Consider the following 16,629-nt stretch of genomic DNA (forward strand, 5'->3'; position numbering starts at 1 on the left):
GGGGTCAGGTCCGGCTGGGCTCCGGCACCAGGCTGAAAGCGCCTTCCTCCTCCTGGGCGTTGTGCAGGCGCAGAATGGCGTACAGGCCGTAGAGCAGCCGCCGGACATCGGTGACGTCCTCCGGCTCAACTTCCGGGATCAAATCCTCGACGGTACGCCGGAGGCGGCTGATCTGGTGTTCTATCTCCGCGTGGGTACGGCTCAGACCACTGGTCGCCTCGATGCCGCCAAGTGCCCGGGCCATGATCGGCAGGAGTTCGGCCTCCTCGGCGCGTTCGTGGGCCACCAGCCGATCCTGGAGCTCGTCGAGCAGCTCACGAACCGGGCCCGTCTCGTAGGGTGGCCGGTCCAGGGCGTCGGCGACCGTGCGGACCCGCTCGACCAGCGGCCGCACCTGCCGGTGTTCGGTGTACAGCCGTTGCAGCGTGGCCAGATCGGCGGCGGGTAGCCGTACCGTGTGGGTCTTGCCCGGAATGAGCGCGATCAGCGCGATGGCGATGGCAGCGACATCGATGCCTTCCTGGAGCACCGCCCCGGCGACCGGCGGCAGGAAGCCGGCTGCCGCGACCAGCATCGCCACCGCCGACAATCCCATCCCGACACCGACCGCCCAGAACGCTATGGTCCGGCAGCGGCGGGCGATGAGAATCGCGTCGGCCAGCGCGGCGATCCGGTCGACGGTGAGGACCACGTCGGCGGCCTCGGCCGAGGCGGTGGCGCCACGAGCGGCGAGGGCCACACCGACACCCGCGGCGGCCAGCGCCGGCGCGTCGTTGATGCCGTCCCCGACCATGATCGTCGGCGCCCGCCGCTGCTCGGCGCGAACCAGGGCGAGCTTGTCGGCCGGGTCGCGGTCGGCGTGCACGGCGTCGACGCCGACCACCCGCCCCACCGTCTCGGCCGTGTCGGCGTGATCCCCGGTCACCAGCACCACACGGCCGATGCCGGCCGCGCGCAGGGCCCGCACCATCCGGGGCGCCTGCGGGCGGATCGGATCCTCCAGCAGCAACACACCGGCCGGTACGCCGTCGACGGCCACGAACACGGTCAGGGAGCCTTCTAGGGCCGCCCGGCGCCGGGCGTGCCGCATCCACGGCGGCATCGGGCCGCCGGCGATGGTGGACGCCTTGCCGAGCCGGACCCGGCGCCCGTCGACGGTGCCTTCGATGCCGTGGCCGTGGCGCTCCACCACCTGCTCCGCCGCACTCAGGCGCAGGCCGCGGTCCCGGGCCGCGGTCACGATCGCCCCGGCCAGCACGTGCGCCGAGGTCTGATCGAGGCTCCCGGCGAGCCTCAGGATCTCGTCGGCCGCCAGGGTCCCGTCGGCGGCGGTCACGACGTCGGTCAGCACCGGCCGGCCGGCGGTCAGCGTGCCGGTCTTGTCGAACAGCAGGACCCGTCCAGCGGCGAGCCGTTCCAGGGCGCTGCCGCCTTTGACGATCACCCCGGTACGCGCGGCACGGGAAATGCCCGAGATGATCGCGATGGGGGCGGCCAACAGCAGCGGGCACGGCGTGGCCACCACGAGCACCGCCACGGCACGCACCGGGTCGCCGGTGAACGCCCAGGCCAGTCCGGCCAGCAGCAGGGTCACCGGCACGAACGCCACCGCGACCCGGTCGGCGACCCGTACGAAGGGGGCGCTCTGCGCCTGCGCCTGCTCGACCAGGCGGACCACCCCGGCGTACGTGGAGGCCTCCGCGCCCGCGGTGGCCGTCATCCGGAACGCCTGACCCGCGTTCACGACACCGCTGCGGACGTCCTCACCCGCCCGGCGCTCCACCGGAATCGGCTCCCCGGTCAGCGCTGACTCGTCGAGCACCGCCCGGTCGACCAGTCGGCCGTCGACCGGCAGAATCTCGCCTGCGCCGACGACGAGCCGGTCACCGACGGCCACCTCGGCGACCGGGATCTCAACCGGCCCCGACGCGGTGTCCCGGCGTGCGGTACGGGGCGCCCTCGCCACCAGCGCGCTGAGCTCTCGCCGGGCCCGCGCCTGTGCCCGGGCCTCCAGCAGAGCGCCGCTGGCCAGCATGAGCGCGATGACCGCGCCGGCCAGAGCCTCGCCGACCCACAGCGCACCGGCCAGCGCCAGCCAGGCGATGACGTCGACGCTCGCCTCGCGCCGCCGGGCCGCCTCGATCAGGGCGACCGTCGAGTACGCGAGCCCGAAAACGGTGGCGGCCACCCACACCCGGTTCGCCCAGTCCCGTTCCCCGGCCGCGGCGAATGCCAGCCCGGTCAGCAACAGCAGCGTCGTCGCGGCGAACACGGCCGTCTCCCGCTGCTCTCTCCACCACCGCATATGGTCCTCCCCGGCCTCGGCCCCAGCATGGGTCCTTCGGCCGCCGTACCGGCAGGGCCGGAGGTCATCAGCTCACCCTGGGTGTTCTGGCGGCCGCGGTACCAGCCCTGGCCTGCGACGGCCCGTTCGGCGGCCCGGCCTCGTCGAGCACGGTCGCTCCGGGCGGGACTTCCCCGGCGGAAACCCCGGTACGGGACGTGCGGCCCTGTCCGGCCCGGCCGCGCGTCGGTACCTGTGGAGTGACGAAGGAGGTGCTCGCATGTCTCTGCCCATGAAGCCGCGGCACCACGACCCACACCCGGCCCTCACCCCGGCCGCCGTCTGGGCGGCGGTGTCCCGGGCGGCGTTCGCCGTCATCAGCCACGTGACCCCGGCCGGGGCGCCCCGCTCCAGCGGTGTGCTCTACGCCGTCGCCGGCGACTGCATATACGTGGTGGTCGGTGCCGACAGTTGGAAGGCCCGGCACATCCGCGACAACAGCACGATCGCCGTGACCGTGCCGGTGCGCCGCGGCGGCCTGCTGTCGCTGCTCGCCCCGATCCCGCCCGCCACCATCAGCTTCCCGGCCGTCGTCACCGTGCATCCGGCCGAGTACGCGGACCACGTACCCCGCCTGGCCCGCCTGGTGCCACCGGAGCGGCGTGCCGACTGCGCGGTGCTGGAGATCCACCCCACCGGCCACTACGTCACATACGGCCTGGGCGTGCCGCTGCTGGCCATGCGCGACACCGCACGCTCCCGGTCCCGGGTGCCGGTGCGCTGACTGCCCCGCAGGCCATCAAGGCGGTCGTCCACGCCGCCGGCCGTACCCTCGTGCTGGTGACCCCGCCGTCGGCCTGTTCGGCTGGGTCGCGCAGACGCTGCTGCACCACTCTCCCGGCACCGGCCTGCATCACGTGGTCAAGGTTGGCCTGCTGCTCCAGCACCGTCCCTACCCCGACCAGCAGCAGTAGCCCGAGCCGCTCGGCGTGACCGGGAATGCCCTGCAGATCACCTCCTCCCCGGGTACAGCCGTGCACCAGGACCGTCGACCCCTGATCGAGACATGCCAATCAGGGCCTGGCCCCCGGCGGCCATGCTTGAAGAGCCACCCGGCATCGGCACGGAGACGCCTTCTCGGCCGGATCAGCCGTCAGTTGGCGGACCCGCTGGTTGCCCTGCTGATCGCCACCGCTGCGGTGACCACCGTGCTGGGGATCTGCCGGACGCGGCGGTCGCGTTCCCGTCGCTGGACACGACTGGTCGCTACTCGACGCGGTGCCGCTCTCCGCGATCCTCCAGGACGCGCCCGGGACCTATGACCCTGCCGATCAGGCATCGACGTGAATGACGATGTAGGGAGAGCCCAGGAATGGGGAGGACATCATGCGGACACAGACCGTCGTCGTCGCAGCCGACGGCACCGATACCAGCCGGTCCGCGATCACTTGGGCCGCGGCCGAGGCACTACGCCGCGAGCAGCCGCTGCGCGTCGTGCACGTACTGGACTGGGACTGGTCGGCCGCACGCTTCGGCTACACCGGTGAGCAGTTCGAAACCGAACGCCGGAACGCGGTCGCCCTCACCGCCGACGCCGCCCGGCAGGCACGAGATGCCGCGCCGGGAATCGATGTCGAAACGGACGTGATAATCGGCGATCCGGCGGCCCAGCTGATCATCGGCTCGGAGAGCGCGGGCCTGATGGTGCTCGGAAACCGCGGCCATGGCGGCTTCACCGGACTGCAACTCGGGTCGGTCAGCCAGCGGGTCGCGACCCACGGGCGCTGCCCGGTGGCGGTGATCCGCGAGAACACCGAGAACGACCGCCGGCCGGTCGCCGCCGGCGTGGACGACTCGCCGGCCGCCGGCGGCGTGCTGGAGGCGGCGTTCAGCGCGGCTCACCAACGGGACGTGAACCTGGTGCTGATCCGCTGCTATACGCCGCCGTTCCCACACTACCGGGGTGGCTTTCAGCCGGGCGACCTGCACACTCCGCGGCAGGACGACGCCGAACGCGCAAGTCTGGCCGCACTGGTGGAGCCATGGCAGGCCAAGTTCCCGGACCTCCAGGTAGAGCAGTTGGTGTCGCACGACAGCGCCGCGGCGGTGCTGGTCGGTGTATCGCACGGCACACAACTGGTGATGGTCGGCAGCCGGGGCCACGGCGTGATCGCCGGGACCCTGCTCGGTTCCACCAGCCTGCAACTTCTGCACCACGCCGAATGCCCGGTGTTGATCGTCCATCCCGAGCGCAGGCCGGCGCGGCAACGATGAACCAGGAACCCGACCGGCCCCGCGCCGCCTGCGGGGCCGGACGACCGCCGCCAGCCCACCCACCAGCCAGCGGACGAACTCGTCGCCCTCCGCTGTGAAACGACGTCACAGTCAACGCTCGAGACGACCGGTCTCGACGTGCCGTTCGGCCCTGGTACCGGGCGCACCCCGGACCCACACTCAATAGTGAGCGGCATCTGCCGCGGCCTGGACCCACCCCTGGGCCGACGAGATCGCGCCCACACTGAAAATCCCGGACGGCCGTAGCCGCCCGGGATTTCGGCACCGGGCGCACTCGCTCGGCAGGCCCACGTTGTGCGCCGCGACACCGGGCATCCGGTCCCGGTGTTCCGCACGCCTGCCCGGTTCACCGCCGCACCGGCTGTGCCTTTCCTCGATGTGCACGGCAGCCGCCATCCATGATCAGGCGGCATGTCTGTTGGTCAGGCGAATCATGTCCGGCCGACCGTCCTGATCTGGCGCGCGGCGGCGGCGCAGAACGCGAGGATGGCCAGAACGGCCAGGGTGATGAGCGGCTTTCCGCAGATGGCGCGGACCTCGCCGCCGCTGCCGGCGAGGGCGCGGCGGGAGCCGACCGCCGTACGTACCACGAGGCGGCCGGGATCGCTGTCGGACATGGTTCCGATGCGGACGGCGCCTTGGCCTTACCGGATCGACCAGGTGTCTCGGGCAGGTGCGATCCGGTCCGTCACCGAGACGTGTCAGCCCACCAGGTCGCGGACCCGCGCTACGACAGGCTCCACCGCCGCGGCGACCTCGGGGGTGAGCCCGGCGCCGAAGCCGAACTCGTGGCCTCCCACGGCGAGGACCACCAGACGGTGGGGCAGCCGTCCGAGTGCCTGGCCCAGCTCCACCGTGCTGCCGAGGCTGATCCCGTGGGAGCTGGAGGAACGCTCATCGGGCAGGTCGGTGAGCTCGCCGAGAACCAGTTCGTACCGGTGGCCGCCATGATCGTGGCCGTCGCGCACCGCATCGACCACCACCGCCAGGTCGGCCCCGGTCCACAGGTCGATCAGACGGGTCGGTTCCCCGTCAGTGGCCCTCACCGTCACACCCGACTCCGGATCGCCCAGTCCCAGCTCGGTCAGTCGCGCGACCACCGTCGGCCCGAACCCGTCGTCCCGGCGGTACTCGTTGCCGACGCCGATCACCACTCGGCGTCCGCCATCACCAGCCCTGGTCATTCCCGATCCACCGTGAGGTCCAGGAAATGGGTGGAACAGGAGATGCACGGATCGTAGTTTCGGATCGCCTGCTCGCACTGCGCCGTCAGCCGCTTGTCGTCGAGGTCCAGCCGAGCACCGACGAAACGGCGCAGGTCATCTTCGATACTGGCCTGGTTTTGCGATGTGGGCGGCACGATGCGGGCCGACGTGATCAAGCCGTCGGCGTCCACGCCGTACCGGTGGAACAACGCCCCGCGCGGGGCCTCGGTCGCGCCGAAGCCGACCCCGGCCCGCGGCGGTACCTCCAGCGCCGGACGGTCGGGCGGCTCGTACTCCTCGATCAGCCGTAACGCCTCGTCCACTGCGTACACCACCTCGACGGCGCGGACCAGGATGCTGCGGTACGGGTTGCGGCATTCATCGCCCAGCCCGGCGGCGTCGGCGGCCTGGCGGGCCAGCGGCGAGAGCCACTGCCGGTTCAGCGTGTACCGGGCGGCGGGCCCCACCAGGTACCGGCCCCGGCCCGCGAGCCGGGCATGCAGCGCGGTGGAGTGCGGCACCTGCTCCTCGATGACGTGGTCCTCGAACTGCCGCGGCGGGAAGGTCGGGCCGCCGGTTGTCGCAACGTCGCCGCGCTCGATGGCGTACGTGCCGGGCGCGACCAGTGCGAGCAGCTCGTGGTCATGGTGGAAGTCGGGGAAGTCGAATCCGGCAACCCACTGGACGGTGTCCAACGCCTGGTCGAGCGCCACCCGCAGGGTCCGTCCCAGCGCGGCGAGATCCTCCTTTACCGGGGCCCGGTAGAATCCGCCGAGCCGCACATTGATCGGATGGATGGCCCGGCCGCCGATCAATTCCATGATCTCGTTGCCGGCCTTCTTCAGGGCCAGGCCGCGCTCCACGATGCCCCTGCGGTCCTTGGCCAACTCCAGCGCGCTCGGGTAGCCGAGGAAGTCCGGCGCGTGCAGCAGGTAGATGTGCAGCGTGTGGCTCTCGATCCACTCCCCGCAGTAGAGCAACCGCCGCAGGTCGGCGATCGGCCCGTCGACGGGAACACCGCACGCGTCCTCGATCGCCGCGCACGCGCTCATCTGGTACGCCACCGGGCAGATACCGCAGATGCGGGCAGTGATGTCGGGCGGCTCGGTGTACCGGCGGCCGCGCAGGAACGCCTCGAAGAAGCGTGGCGGCTCGTAGATGTCCAGTCGCACGTCCTCGACGCTGTCGCCGCGTACCCGTACATGCATCGCGCCCTCACCCTCGACGCGGGCCAGCGCCCGCACGTCGAGGATGCGATCCGAGCGATGCGTCATGGCCGCGCCTCTCCAGGTTGGTGTTCGCGCGGACCGGCCCCCGGCGGCGGTCCGACCGTTACCTGGGACAGTTCGACGAACGCGGGCGCTCCGGCGTTGAAGGTCCGGTAGGCCCGCACGACGTCGGCCTCGGACATGCCGGTGGCCCGCAGCAGACCCGCCTGGGCGCCGGCGTTCGGCGACTCCATCGGGCCGAAGCAGCCGTAGCAGCCCCGGTGGTGTGCCGGGCAAAGCGCGCCGCAGCCGGCGTGGGTGACCGGGCCGAGGCAGGGGGTTCCATGGGCCACCACCACGCACACGGTGTGGCGCTGCTTGCACTCGAAGCAGACGCTGTGCGCCGGGATGTTCGGCCGGCGCCCGATGAGCAGGGCGGTGATGACCTCCAGAAGTTGACGGCGGTCGATCGGGCAGCCGTGCAGCTCGTAGTCGACGTCGACGTGCGCGGCGATCGGGGTGGAGGTGGCCAGCGTCGACACGTACTCCGGATGGGCATAGACGACGGAACGGAACTCGTCGATGTCGGCGAAATTGCGCAAGGCCTGTACGCCGCCGGCGGTGGCGCAGGCGCCGATGGTCACCAGCGTCCGCGACAGGTCGCGGACCCGGTGGATACGCTCGGCGTCCTCCGGCGTGGTGATCGAGCCTTCCACCAGGGAGATGTCGTAGGGGCCGGCCAGCGCCTGCCTGCTCGCCTCCAGGAAATGCGCGATCCGCACCCGACCGGCCAGCGGCAGCAGTTCGTCCTCACAGTCGAGCAGGGTCAGCTGGCAGCCGTCGCAGGAGGCGAACTTCCACACCGCCAACGTCGGCAGGTTCGCATGCTCGTCGGTCATCAGAGTTCCCGCACGCTCGTCAGCGGCGCCGCCCGCGACCAGTCGACCACCGGCCCGTCCCGGCAGACCAGTAGCGGCCCGAGCTGGCAGTGCCCGCACCAGCCGGCACCGCAGCGCATGTTGCGCTCCAGCGATACCCGAATCCGTGTGGCGGCCACCCCCTGTGCCAGCAGCGCAGCGGCCGTGAACCGCATCATCACCTCAGGTCCGCAGACGAACGCGACCGTGCCGGCCGGCTCGAATGCCGCCCGCGGGATCAGCGTGGTCACCACCCCGACGTGGCCGGTCCAGTCGTGGTCGGGCCGGTCGACGGTGACGGCGACATCCACGTCCTGCTCACCCCACCGGCGCAGCTCGTCGCGGTAGAGCACGTCGGCGGGCGTTCGGGCACCGGCCAGCAGTGTCACCCTGCCGTACCGGGACCGCTCGGCCGTCACCGCCCGGATCAGCGGGCGCAGCGGCGCCAGCCCGATCCCGCCGGCGACAATCACCACGTCCCGGCCGACCGCCGATGCGACATCCCAGCAGGTGCCAAACGGCCCGCGCACCCCGACCACGCCGCCCGGCACGGCCCCGTGCAGTGCATGGGTCACCGCGCCCACCGCGCGCAGGGTGTGTACCAGGCGACGGGCGCGCCCGTCGCCGGTGTCCACCACGCCACTGAGCGAGATCGGCACCTCGCCGATGCCGTACGCGGTGAGCATCGCGAACTGCCCCGGGGCGAACGCCGGCAACGGGCCGGCGTCGTTCCCCAAAGTCAGGGTGACGGTGTCGTCGGTGTCCACGAGACGCGACAGCACCCGGTACGGGCATGGCACCGCCACGCCGGCCAACTCTGCCTCGGCCGTCGCGCTCATCGCGACGCCTCGCCTCGTTGCAGAGGGCGTCCAGCCTGGGCCGGGCTCGCGTAGAGATCGAGCAGCCGCAACCGCGTCGCCTGCAGCCGCTCGATGATGACCGGGGTGAAACAGCGTAGGATCGCGTACCCGAACGTGGGATCGGCGGCACAACGGCGCCGGACCGAGGAGGCGTCGAACGCGAGCCCGTCCGTCGCCTCGTGCGCGAGCGCACCGAACTGCCACCGGTACGGTGGGTACAGCCACGACCAGCCCAGCAGGGTTCCGGCGGCGAGGGTCTCGATGATCTGGTCACCGCGTCCCGGAACGTGCATGTCCAGGGCGACGCGGCCGGTCTCGATGAGCCAGAACCGGTCGGCTACCCCGCCCTCGGTGAAGATCCGCTCGCCCGGCCGGTAGGTCACCGGCCGCCCGTCGGCGGACAGCACGGTGAACTGCTCCGTGGTCAGCGCCGAAAAGAACGGGCGGGCCCCCACCCGCCCGATCATAGGTCCGGTCATGGCGTGACCTCGTCGAATCCCTCGGCGGACGGCTGCAACGCGAACAGGGCTGCGGCCTCCTGGGTGATGTCGATGCCGGTCGGGCACCACACGATGCAACGGCCGCACCCCACGCAGCCGGAGGAGCCGAACTGGTCGTGCCAGGTGCCCAGCTTGTGACTGATCCACTGCCGGTACCGGCTCTGCCCGCTGGTACGCACGCTGCCGCCGTGCAGGTAGGAGAAGTCGAGGTCGTAGCAGGAGTCCCAGCGCCGCCACCGTTCGGCGTGTTCGCCGGTCAGGTCGGTGACATCCTCGGTGGTGGTGCAGAAGCATGTCGGGCAGACCATGGTGCAGTTGCCGCAGGTCAGGCAACGGGAAGCCACGTCGTCCCAGTGCGTCGACTCGCGGCTCGCAGCCAGCATCTCGGGCAGGCCGTCGGTGCGCAGGTGCCGCCCCATGTGAGTGGCTGCCGCGGCCACCGCGTCGCCGGCCTGCTGAACTGTCGCCTCGTCGGCGGGGCGCCGCGGCAGGTCGGCAAGTACCTCGGCGCCGGCCGGGGTGCCGGCCCGGACCAGGAACCGGTGTCCGGCGGAGTCGACCATTTCGGTCAGGGCCAGATCAAACCCGGACTCGACGTTCGGGCCAGTGTTCATGGAGGTACAGAAGCAGGTGGCGCCCGGTTCGGTGCACTCCACGGCGATGACGAGGTTGCCGTCACGACGGCTGGTGTAGATCGGGTCAGCGTGTCGTCCGCCGGCCAGGACCCGGTCCAACACCCGGATGGCGGCCAGGTCGCACGGACGCACCCCGAGCAGTGCATACCGGTCCGGCCGTGCTGGCTCGGTGGTCACGGTGCCGGTGGCCCGGTCGGCCGACCACATCCGGGAACGGGCCGGGTGCAGAACGCTCTTCCACGACTGCGGGCCGGCTGAGTGTCCGAAGACGGCGGTGTCGCCGCGCGCCCGCAAGCGGTAACGGCCGGCCTCGGTCTCCACCCCCCACCCGTATGGAAGGTCCGCAGCCGACGCCAGCTCGGCGACAACGATCGCGCCGTCGCGGGCCACCGGGCCCATCACGGTGTAGCCACGGGAGTGAAGTGCGTCGAACAACGCCTGCAGCCCCGCCGCCTCGACCACCGACGCCTGCTCGTGCCCTAGCTCGTCCCCTAAGAGCATCGCACAGCCCCCTTAATACCATAAACGGGCTTTACGGACAATTCTAAACCGCATCGGTCGTCTCGGCCCGCCATACGGCCGCGGTCAACCGGCTCGGCCAGCGCCGCGCGCCGGTCTACGACCCGCCGGAACGGGCGGTACGCGCGATGTCTCAGGCGGCCGCCAACGCCACACCTGGCGTCGCCAACCACTGGGCCGCCGACGCCAGCCTCCCGTCAGCGAGCCGCGGAGTAGACGGCTCCGGTGGCGCCGACCGTGCTGCGGTTCGCCGCTGACCAGGCGGCCCGGCCACCAGGCCGAACACCATCCCGGGATCTTCGGTATCTGGCCATTCGCTCGGCCAACCCCATACGCGCCGCGAATTTGTCGAAGGAGAACTGGCCGCGCTTCGGGGCCTGTGCCCGGACGTCGTGTTGGCATGTGGCCGTTCGCCGAACTCGCGACCCGCATCCTCGATCCCCTGGACATTGTGTCCCCGCCGCTGTCGGGCGCCATGGCGACCGACACGCCAGTTTCCGGGATACCGCACTCGGCCAAGGCCCTGGCAGAGTCCTAAGGCTCGGCCACCGCCGCACGTCAGGTGTTACGGTCCGGGATGGCGGCTCCGTCCTCGGGAGGTAGCCGATGAACACGAGTGGATCTATAGTCGTCGGCACCGACGGCTCGCCACCGGCGCAGGCGGCCGTCCGGTGGGCGGCGATCGAGGCTCAGAGCCGCGGCACCGCACTGACCATCCTGAACGCCTACGACAACACATGGGCGGCCACGCCCGGGTTGCCACGCCGGGATCTGGCCGACGCGGCCGACCTGGCGGAGGCGATCGTGACGGACGCCCGCGCCGCCGTCGGGACCATGCTGTTCAACGTCACGGTGCACACCGTGATCGCGCCCGGCGACCCGGCGGCCGTGCTGATCGAGCGTGGGGCGGACGCTGACCTGCTCGTGGTTGGCCATCGCGGTCGTGGCGGCTTCACCAGCCTCATGCTCGGATCCGTCAGTCAGCGGGTGTCCACCCACGCACGGTGCCCCACGGTCGTGGTGCGCGGCCGTACGTCAGCCGCCGACGGTCCGGTCTTGGTCGGTGCGGACAGCTCATCCGGTGGCGCACTGGCACTCGACGCCGGCTTCGAGGCCGCCCGCCTGCGGCACGCGCCGTTGCTCGCGCTGCACGCCTATACCGAGCCGGTGCCACTGGCCACCCCAGGCCTGCCCCCGATCCCACCGCCCCATACCGAAGGTTTGGCAAAGTTTCACGCCAGCCAGGTGAACGACCTGCTGGCCAGTCGGCGAAGTCAGTACCCCGACGTCCGGGTGCAGGTCCAAGTAGCCGCCGGGACCGCTGCGGGACCGCTGGTCGGCGCCTCGCATCACGCCCAACTGGTAGTCGTCGGTAGCCATGGTCACGGCGCGTTGACCGGCACCCTGCTGGGCTCGGTCGGCCACCAACTGTTGCATCACGCAGATTGTCCGGTACTCATTGCCCGCGGCTGAGGCCCGGGCGCATCGGCGGCGTCGTTCACGCGTCCACAAGGCGACCAGGATGACCGTGTCGCCGTGTTCCAGCAGGCGGCGGGCGCGACAGACGATCTCGGCGTGGGTGCGTTCGGTCCGCTCCGCGGTGTGTCTGCAACATCTCCGCGCGGTCGAACGTTCCCATGATCCACCACCTGCGGCGGCTGGGAGCTTCACCTTCGTCGCCTCGTCCCGACACCGGTAGGGACATCGGACCCGGAAACAGGACCAGCGGCCTTGACCGCCCATGAGGCACCCATGCCCCCTGCCAGAGGGAAAATGAAGACAGGACCGCGAGAGGAGGTAGTGATGGTTCAGACACGGAACTGGACGGTTGATGTCGCCATCGACGAAAACGAGGAGGACCGCCGTACCCATGCGGTGGCCGTGCTGCACAGCGGGGTCCGGTCGCCCGTACGGGGTGAGGGCACCGCCCACCGCGCACCATGCGATCGGGAGGTGCCGGAAGTCGGCGACGAACTCGCGACGGCGCGTGCCCTGTCCGATCTCGCTTACCAACTGCTGGACATGACAGCTGCGGATATCGAGGCGATCACCCACCGTCCAGCGCACCTGATCAGCTAGAAGATGCGACAGCCGCGGCCTCGGGTCACCGGAGCGATTCCCTGTCCTTTGGTGCCCGGCGCCGCCCGCGCCAAGCAGGGCGCAATCGCCATGCGGGCCCACGAGATCATGATGGCCCACCTCGAAACGACCACATCGCCCACTGTTCCTGGACCAGCATGTCTGCTGCGCCGGCTCCGCGACCGGCGCAGCAGGTGACCACATCAAGGTGAGCAGATCTCGACCTTGCCGCCCGGTGGCCGACACAGCCGTCGGAGGGGCCAGGCGTCGGCACTGGCCGCCACCGTCCGGTGTCAGACGGAGGGCACCGCGTCAAGCCGCACAGCGGCCACGCCTGGAACCGTTCGTGCGAGGATCTCCACTACTGTCCGCTCCGTTTCGCTCAGGTAATCCCCGGCAACCGTGACGATGCCCGTCTCGACGGTCACTGTCCACCGGTGTTCGCCGGCCGCGTACTCGTCGAGGCGATGTCGCACCTCCCGAGCGAGCACGTCGTCGCTACGCACCAGAGCACGGATCAGGTCACGTCGGCTGATGATGCCGACGACATTCCGGTTCTGCACCACCGGAAGGCTCCGAATGTTGTGCTCCAACATCTGCTCGGCGACCTTCGCTACGTCGGTGTCGGGGGTAGTGGTCACCGGATATCGGGACATGACCTCTTCGACCATTGCTGGCCGGTTGTGCGGATCGGGGTCGGGGCGGCGCCGCTGGTGGGCGGTCACGTCCGGGGGAACGCGGCCTTTGAGCAGGTCGCTGTCGGCCACCATGCCGACGAGAAGCCCGTCAGCGTCGACCACGGGCAGCGCGGTGACCGACTTGGCGGTCATCAGCTCGGCCGCATTCTCCACGGGATCGTTCTGCCAGATGACGTGAACCGGGCTGGTCATGATTTCTTTGACGTGCATGATTTCACCTCCGGGCGGCGAATCATTTGGTCGGAGGCACCAACCTGATCGGTGCGGCCGAACCCGTTGTCTGGCACCGGCCCGTCGCCGGCATCCCGCAGCATCGCCGAGCCATGAGGGCTGCCAACCACATTGATCTTGAGCCAGCTCACTAATCTGCCACCGGCACCTTCGACAATTCTCCCAGAGGTCGGCGCCAGCCGGCGTTCAATTCGCGGGTCGGCCAAGCCACTTCGGTTCAAGTCAGACCCCCGTGCCGGAGTCGCCCTTCTCCGGCACCGACAACGGATGCTGCTGGTCATCGCGAGCTGCCAGGCCGTTCCAAGGCCCGCTGATACTGCTCGCGGTTGATCTCGTCGCGCAGGAACTGGCGGGTCGCTGCCCCTCAAGGGTTGATCGTCAGGTGCGGCCTCCTCATCCTTGTGCGCCGCGCGGAAGGCGGGGCATGCGGGTCCGTGGATCACCACCGGAGGTGACGCTGCAATCGCAGGCCGATCCCGGGCAACACCGACACGGCAGCGCAGGCGAGCAGTTCCGCCGCGGTCAACGCTTCGGTGCCAAGCAGTTCCCGCAGCACCGGCACGAGCACGCCGGCGATCTGTAGCACCGCCGAGATCACCACGGCCGCGATCAATGCCGGGTTCCCGGGCCCGCCGCGGACCCGCCGCGAGCGCACGGCCATGGCCACACCGAGCTGGGCCAGGCCCAGGACGACGAAGACCACCGTCTGCCAAGGGCGTCCCTGCGAATGCGCAACGACACCCGAGCCGAGCACTGTCACGGTGATCGCCAGGCCACCGAGAAGGATGTCGCGGAGCAGCCCGTCGCCCAGCACGGATTCCTGAGGCGAGCGAGGCGGGCGGCGCATCACGTCCGCCGCCGCAGGCTCGGCTCCCAGGGCTACACCAGGTAACCCGTGGGTGATCAGGTTGACCCACAGGATCTGGGCGGGCAACAACGGCACCGCCAAGCCCAGAAACGGTCCGGTGAGCATGATGAAGATCTCGGCGGCACCCCCGGAGAGCGCGTAGCGCAGGAAACGGCGGATGTTGTCGTAGATCCGGCGGCCTTCCCCGATGGCATGGGCCACCGTGGCCAGGTTGTCGTCCACCAGGACCAGATCGGCGGCCTGCCGAGCGACCTCGGTGCCGCCACCCATGGCAACGCCGATGTCGGCCTGGCGCAACGCCGGGGCGTCGTTGACGCCGTCGCCGGTCATCGCCACCACGTGGCCGCGCTGCTGGAGCGCGGCGATGATATCGAGCTTCTGCTCCGGCTGGGTCCTGGCGTAGACCCGGACATGCTCAGGATCGTCGCCGGGTGCTCCGGTGTCACCGTTGACCACCCGGTCGTGCGGGCCGAGCAGCCCCAACCGGTCACCGATGGCGGTGGCGGTGGCGGGGTGATCCCCGGTAACAAGGATCAGCCGTACCCCGGCGGCGGCGAACGTCGCGGCGATGTCCGGCGCCCCGGACCGCAGCGGATCCCCGATCCCGACCACGCCCAGCGGGCGCAGCCCAACCGGGTCGGTGACATCGATCGCGGGGTCGTCCGCGGCGGCTACCGCCAGTACGCGCAGACCGTCGGCCGCCAGCTCCGCCGACACGGCCCGCAGCGCCGCGAAGGTGTCCGGCGCTGCGGCCACCACCGGTTCACGCAGCACGGCCTCCGGCGCACCCTTGCAGACCACCAGGTGCGTGCCGCCCGGCCCGTGGTGCGCGGTCACCATGCGCCGCTGCGCCTGGTCGAAAGGATGCTCCGCGGTCCGGGGATGTCTGTCTCGTTCGGCATCGACGTCCAGCCCACACCGGCCAGCGAAGGCAACCAGGGCCGCCTCCAGCGGATCGCCGACGGCAGTCCACTCGGAGTGGTCGGCGTCCGGCGCCACCAGCGCGGCGTCGTTGCACAGCAACGACGCGCGGGCCAACTCAAGCAGCGACGCGGGCGGCTCGATGGGTTGATCGTCGCGCTGCACCCTGCCCTGCGGCGCGTACCCCGGTCCCGCGACGGAGAAGTTGGCATCTGCGACTGCGGCGGCCTGCACCGCCATCCGGCCCTCGGTCAACGTGCCGGTCTTGTCCGACGCGATGACCGTCACCGAGCCGAGGGTCTCGACAGCGTGCAACCGGCGAGGAATGGCCTGTGCCTGCGCCATCCGGCTGGCACCCAACGCCAGCGCCAGCGTCACCACGGCGGGCAACGATTCTGGTACGGCCGCGACGACCAGGCTCACGGCGGTGACCGCCATCATCACCAGCTCGCGACCGGCCAGCAGCCCGAGCACGAACACGACCGCGGACAGAATTACAGCGGTGAGCCCGAGCACCCGGCTGAGCCGGCCCAGACGCCGCTGCAGCGGCGTGGGACCGGACCGCGTGCCGACGACGAGCGCGGCGATGCGGCCCAGTGCGCTGGACGGCCCGGTCCGCACGACCAACCCTGTCGCCCGGCCCGTCACCACGACCGTGCCGGCGTGCGATTCGTCGCCGGCCTCGTGCGTGACGGGCGCTGACTCCCCGGTAAGCGCGGATTCGTCCGCCCTGAGCCGGAACGCGGTGTGCAGCCGCAGGTCGGCGGGCACGATGTCACCCGCCTCCAGATGGACGAGGTCACCGGGCACGAGATCGGCCGCGGGGATCACCGCGTCACTGCCGTCGCGGACGACGCGGGCGGTGGGCGCGGCGAGGCGGTCCAGGGCCGCGATGGCCCGATCCGCGCGAACCTCCTGCACTACCCCGATTGCGGTGTTGACCAGCACCACCAGCAGGATCACCAGGGTGTCGGCGACATCCCGCAGCACCGTGGTCACCACAGCGGCCGCGAGCAGCAACGCCACCAGCGGGTCGGTGAGCTGGTGCAGAACCCGACCGGCCAGCCGCTTCGGCCGGGGCCGCGCCACCGCGTTGGGCCCGTGGACCCGCAGCAGCTCCACCGCCGCGCCGGACGACAGCCCGGTCAGCCGCTGCCCGGCATCCGTCGTGGTCATCGCCGACCTGCCGTAGTCCGCCGCGGCGGCGGCTCGACGTGGGCCTCCGGGCCCGGGAACACCAGTGAGGTGTGGCCGTCATCCAACCAGTGCACCTCATACGGCGGGGTACCGTCCGCGTGCCGCAGCGCGGTGATCACCCCGACCCGGAAGCAGTCGCAGGCGTGTGAACCCTTGAGGACCAGACGATCCCCTACCCGAGCGTTCCGGTCGGCGTTCCGGCGCTCCGGCAG

Annotated in this window: 15 protein-coding genes; 4 read left to right on the plus strand and 11 right to left on the minus strand. The window is 70.9% G+C overall.

The features are described from left to right. Positions 1–4: 4 nt before the first annotated feature. Positions 5–2,305 (minus strand): heavy metal translocating P-type ATPase, encoded by a 2,301-nt coding sequence (locus BJ964_RS38475; protein WP_188125252.1) that lies wholly within the window; start codon positions 2,303–2,305, stop codon positions 5–7. Between the two features lie 259 nt (positions 2,306–2,564). Between BJ964_RS38475 and BJ964_RS38480 the strand changes: the two genes are divergently transcribed. Further along, complete coding sequence (locus BJ964_RS38480) at positions 2,565–3,068, plus strand: pyridoxamine 5'-phosphate oxidase family protein (RefSeq protein ID WP_188125253.1); 504 nt, start codon at positions 2,565–2,567, stop codon at positions 3,066–3,068. Positions 3,069–3,670: 602 nt separating this feature from the next. Further along, complete coding sequence (locus tag BJ964_RS38485; RefSeq protein ID WP_188125254.1) at positions 3,671–4,558, plus strand: universal stress protein; 888 nt, start codon at positions 3,671–3,673, stop codon at positions 4,556–4,558. A gap of 452 nt (positions 4,559–5,010) precedes the next feature. Here BJ964_RS38485 and BJ964_RS38490 read toward each other — a convergent pair whose 3' ends face one another. The 7 genes from BJ964_RS38490 to BJ964_RS38520 all read right to left on the minus strand — a co-directional run bounded on the left by BJ964_RS38490 (position 5,011) and on the right by BJ964_RS38520 (position 10,405). Then, on the minus strand, positions 5,011–5,196 hold the full coding sequence (locus BJ964_RS38490; protein ID WP_188125255.1) for a hypothetical protein: 186 nt from the start codon (positions 5,194–5,196) through the stop codon (positions 5,011–5,013). 84 nt (positions 5,197–5,280) lie between these two features. Next, positions 5,281–5,733, minus strand: coding sequence for a hydrogenase maturation protease (locus tag BJ964_RS38495; RefSeq protein ID WP_223149685.1), 453 nt, complete (start codon positions 5,731–5,733; stop codon positions 5,281–5,283). A gap of 26 nt (positions 5,734–5,759) precedes the next feature. After that, positions 5,760–7,058, minus strand: coding sequence for a Ni/Fe hydrogenase subunit alpha (locus BJ964_RS38500; protein ID WP_188125257.1), 1,299 nt, complete (start codon positions 7,056–7,058; stop codon positions 5,760–5,762). Then, positions 7,055–7,891, minus strand: a complete 837-nt coding sequence (locus BJ964_RS38505) for an NADH-quinone oxidoreductase subunit B family protein (RefSeq protein WP_188125258.1) — start codon at positions 7,889–7,891, stop codon at positions 7,055–7,057. Before BJ964_RS38505 ends, BJ964_RS38500 begins: the two co-directional genes overlap by 4 nt. Then, a complete protein-coding gene (locus BJ964_RS38510) occupies positions 7,891–8,748 on the minus strand; it encodes an FAD/NAD(P)-binding protein (protein ID WP_188125259.1) in 858 nt (285 codons plus the stop codon). The genes BJ964_RS38505 and BJ964_RS38510 overlap by 1 nt, the downstream gene beginning before the upstream one ends. Further along, entirely contained in the window at positions 8,745–9,248 is a 504-nt protein-coding gene (locus BJ964_RS38515; protein WP_203832447.1) for a Crp/Fnr family transcriptional regulator, read from the minus strand. Before BJ964_RS38515 ends, BJ964_RS38510 begins: the two co-directional genes overlap by 4 nt. Continuing rightward, entirely contained in the window at positions 9,245–10,405 is a 1,161-nt protein-coding gene (locus BJ964_RS38520; RefSeq protein WP_188125260.1) for a 4Fe-4S dicluster domain-containing protein, read from the minus strand. Before BJ964_RS38520 ends, BJ964_RS38515 begins: the two co-directional genes overlap by 4 nt. Positions 10,406–11,029: 624 nt before the next feature. Between BJ964_RS38520 and BJ964_RS38525 the strand changes: the two genes are divergently transcribed. Then, entirely contained in the window at positions 11,030–11,896 is an 867-nt protein-coding gene (locus BJ964_RS38525; RefSeq protein ID WP_188125261.1) for a universal stress protein, read from the plus strand. A 330-nt stretch (positions 11,897–12,226) separates the two neighbouring features. Beyond that, positions 12,227–12,502: a DUF1876 domain-containing protein gene (locus tag BJ964_RS38530; protein WP_188125262.1), complete on the plus strand. Its 276-nt coding sequence runs from the start codon at positions 12,227–12,229 to the stop codon at positions 12,500–12,502. Positions 12,503–12,795: 293 nt separating this feature from the next. Here BJ964_RS38530 and BJ964_RS38535 read toward each other — a convergent pair whose 3' ends face one another. From BJ964_RS38535 to BJ964_RS38545, 3 genes are all read right to left on the minus strand, one after another. Next, on the minus strand, positions 12,796–13,410 hold the full coding sequence (locus tag BJ964_RS38535) for a CBS domain-containing protein (RefSeq protein WP_188125263.1): 615 nt from the start codon (positions 13,408–13,410) through the stop codon (positions 12,796–12,798). A 460-nt stretch (positions 13,411–13,870) separates the two neighbouring features. Further along, positions 13,871–16,396: a cation-translocating P-type ATPase gene (locus tag BJ964_RS38540; protein ID WP_188125264.1), complete on the minus strand. Its 2,526-nt coding sequence runs from the start codon at positions 16,394–16,396 to the stop codon at positions 13,871–13,873. Next, positions 16,393–16,629 (minus strand): DUF1918 domain-containing protein, encoded by a 237-nt coding sequence (locus BJ964_RS38545; protein ID WP_188127411.1) that lies wholly within the window; start codon positions 16,627–16,629, stop codon positions 16,393–16,395. Before BJ964_RS38545 ends, BJ964_RS38540 begins: the two co-directional genes overlap by 4 nt.

The sequence above is a fragment of the Actinoplanes lobatus genome, from assembly GCF_014205215.1.
Taxonomy (GTDB): Bacteria; Actinomycetota; Actinomycetes; order Mycobacteriales; family Micromonosporaceae; genus Actinoplanes; species Actinoplanes lobatus.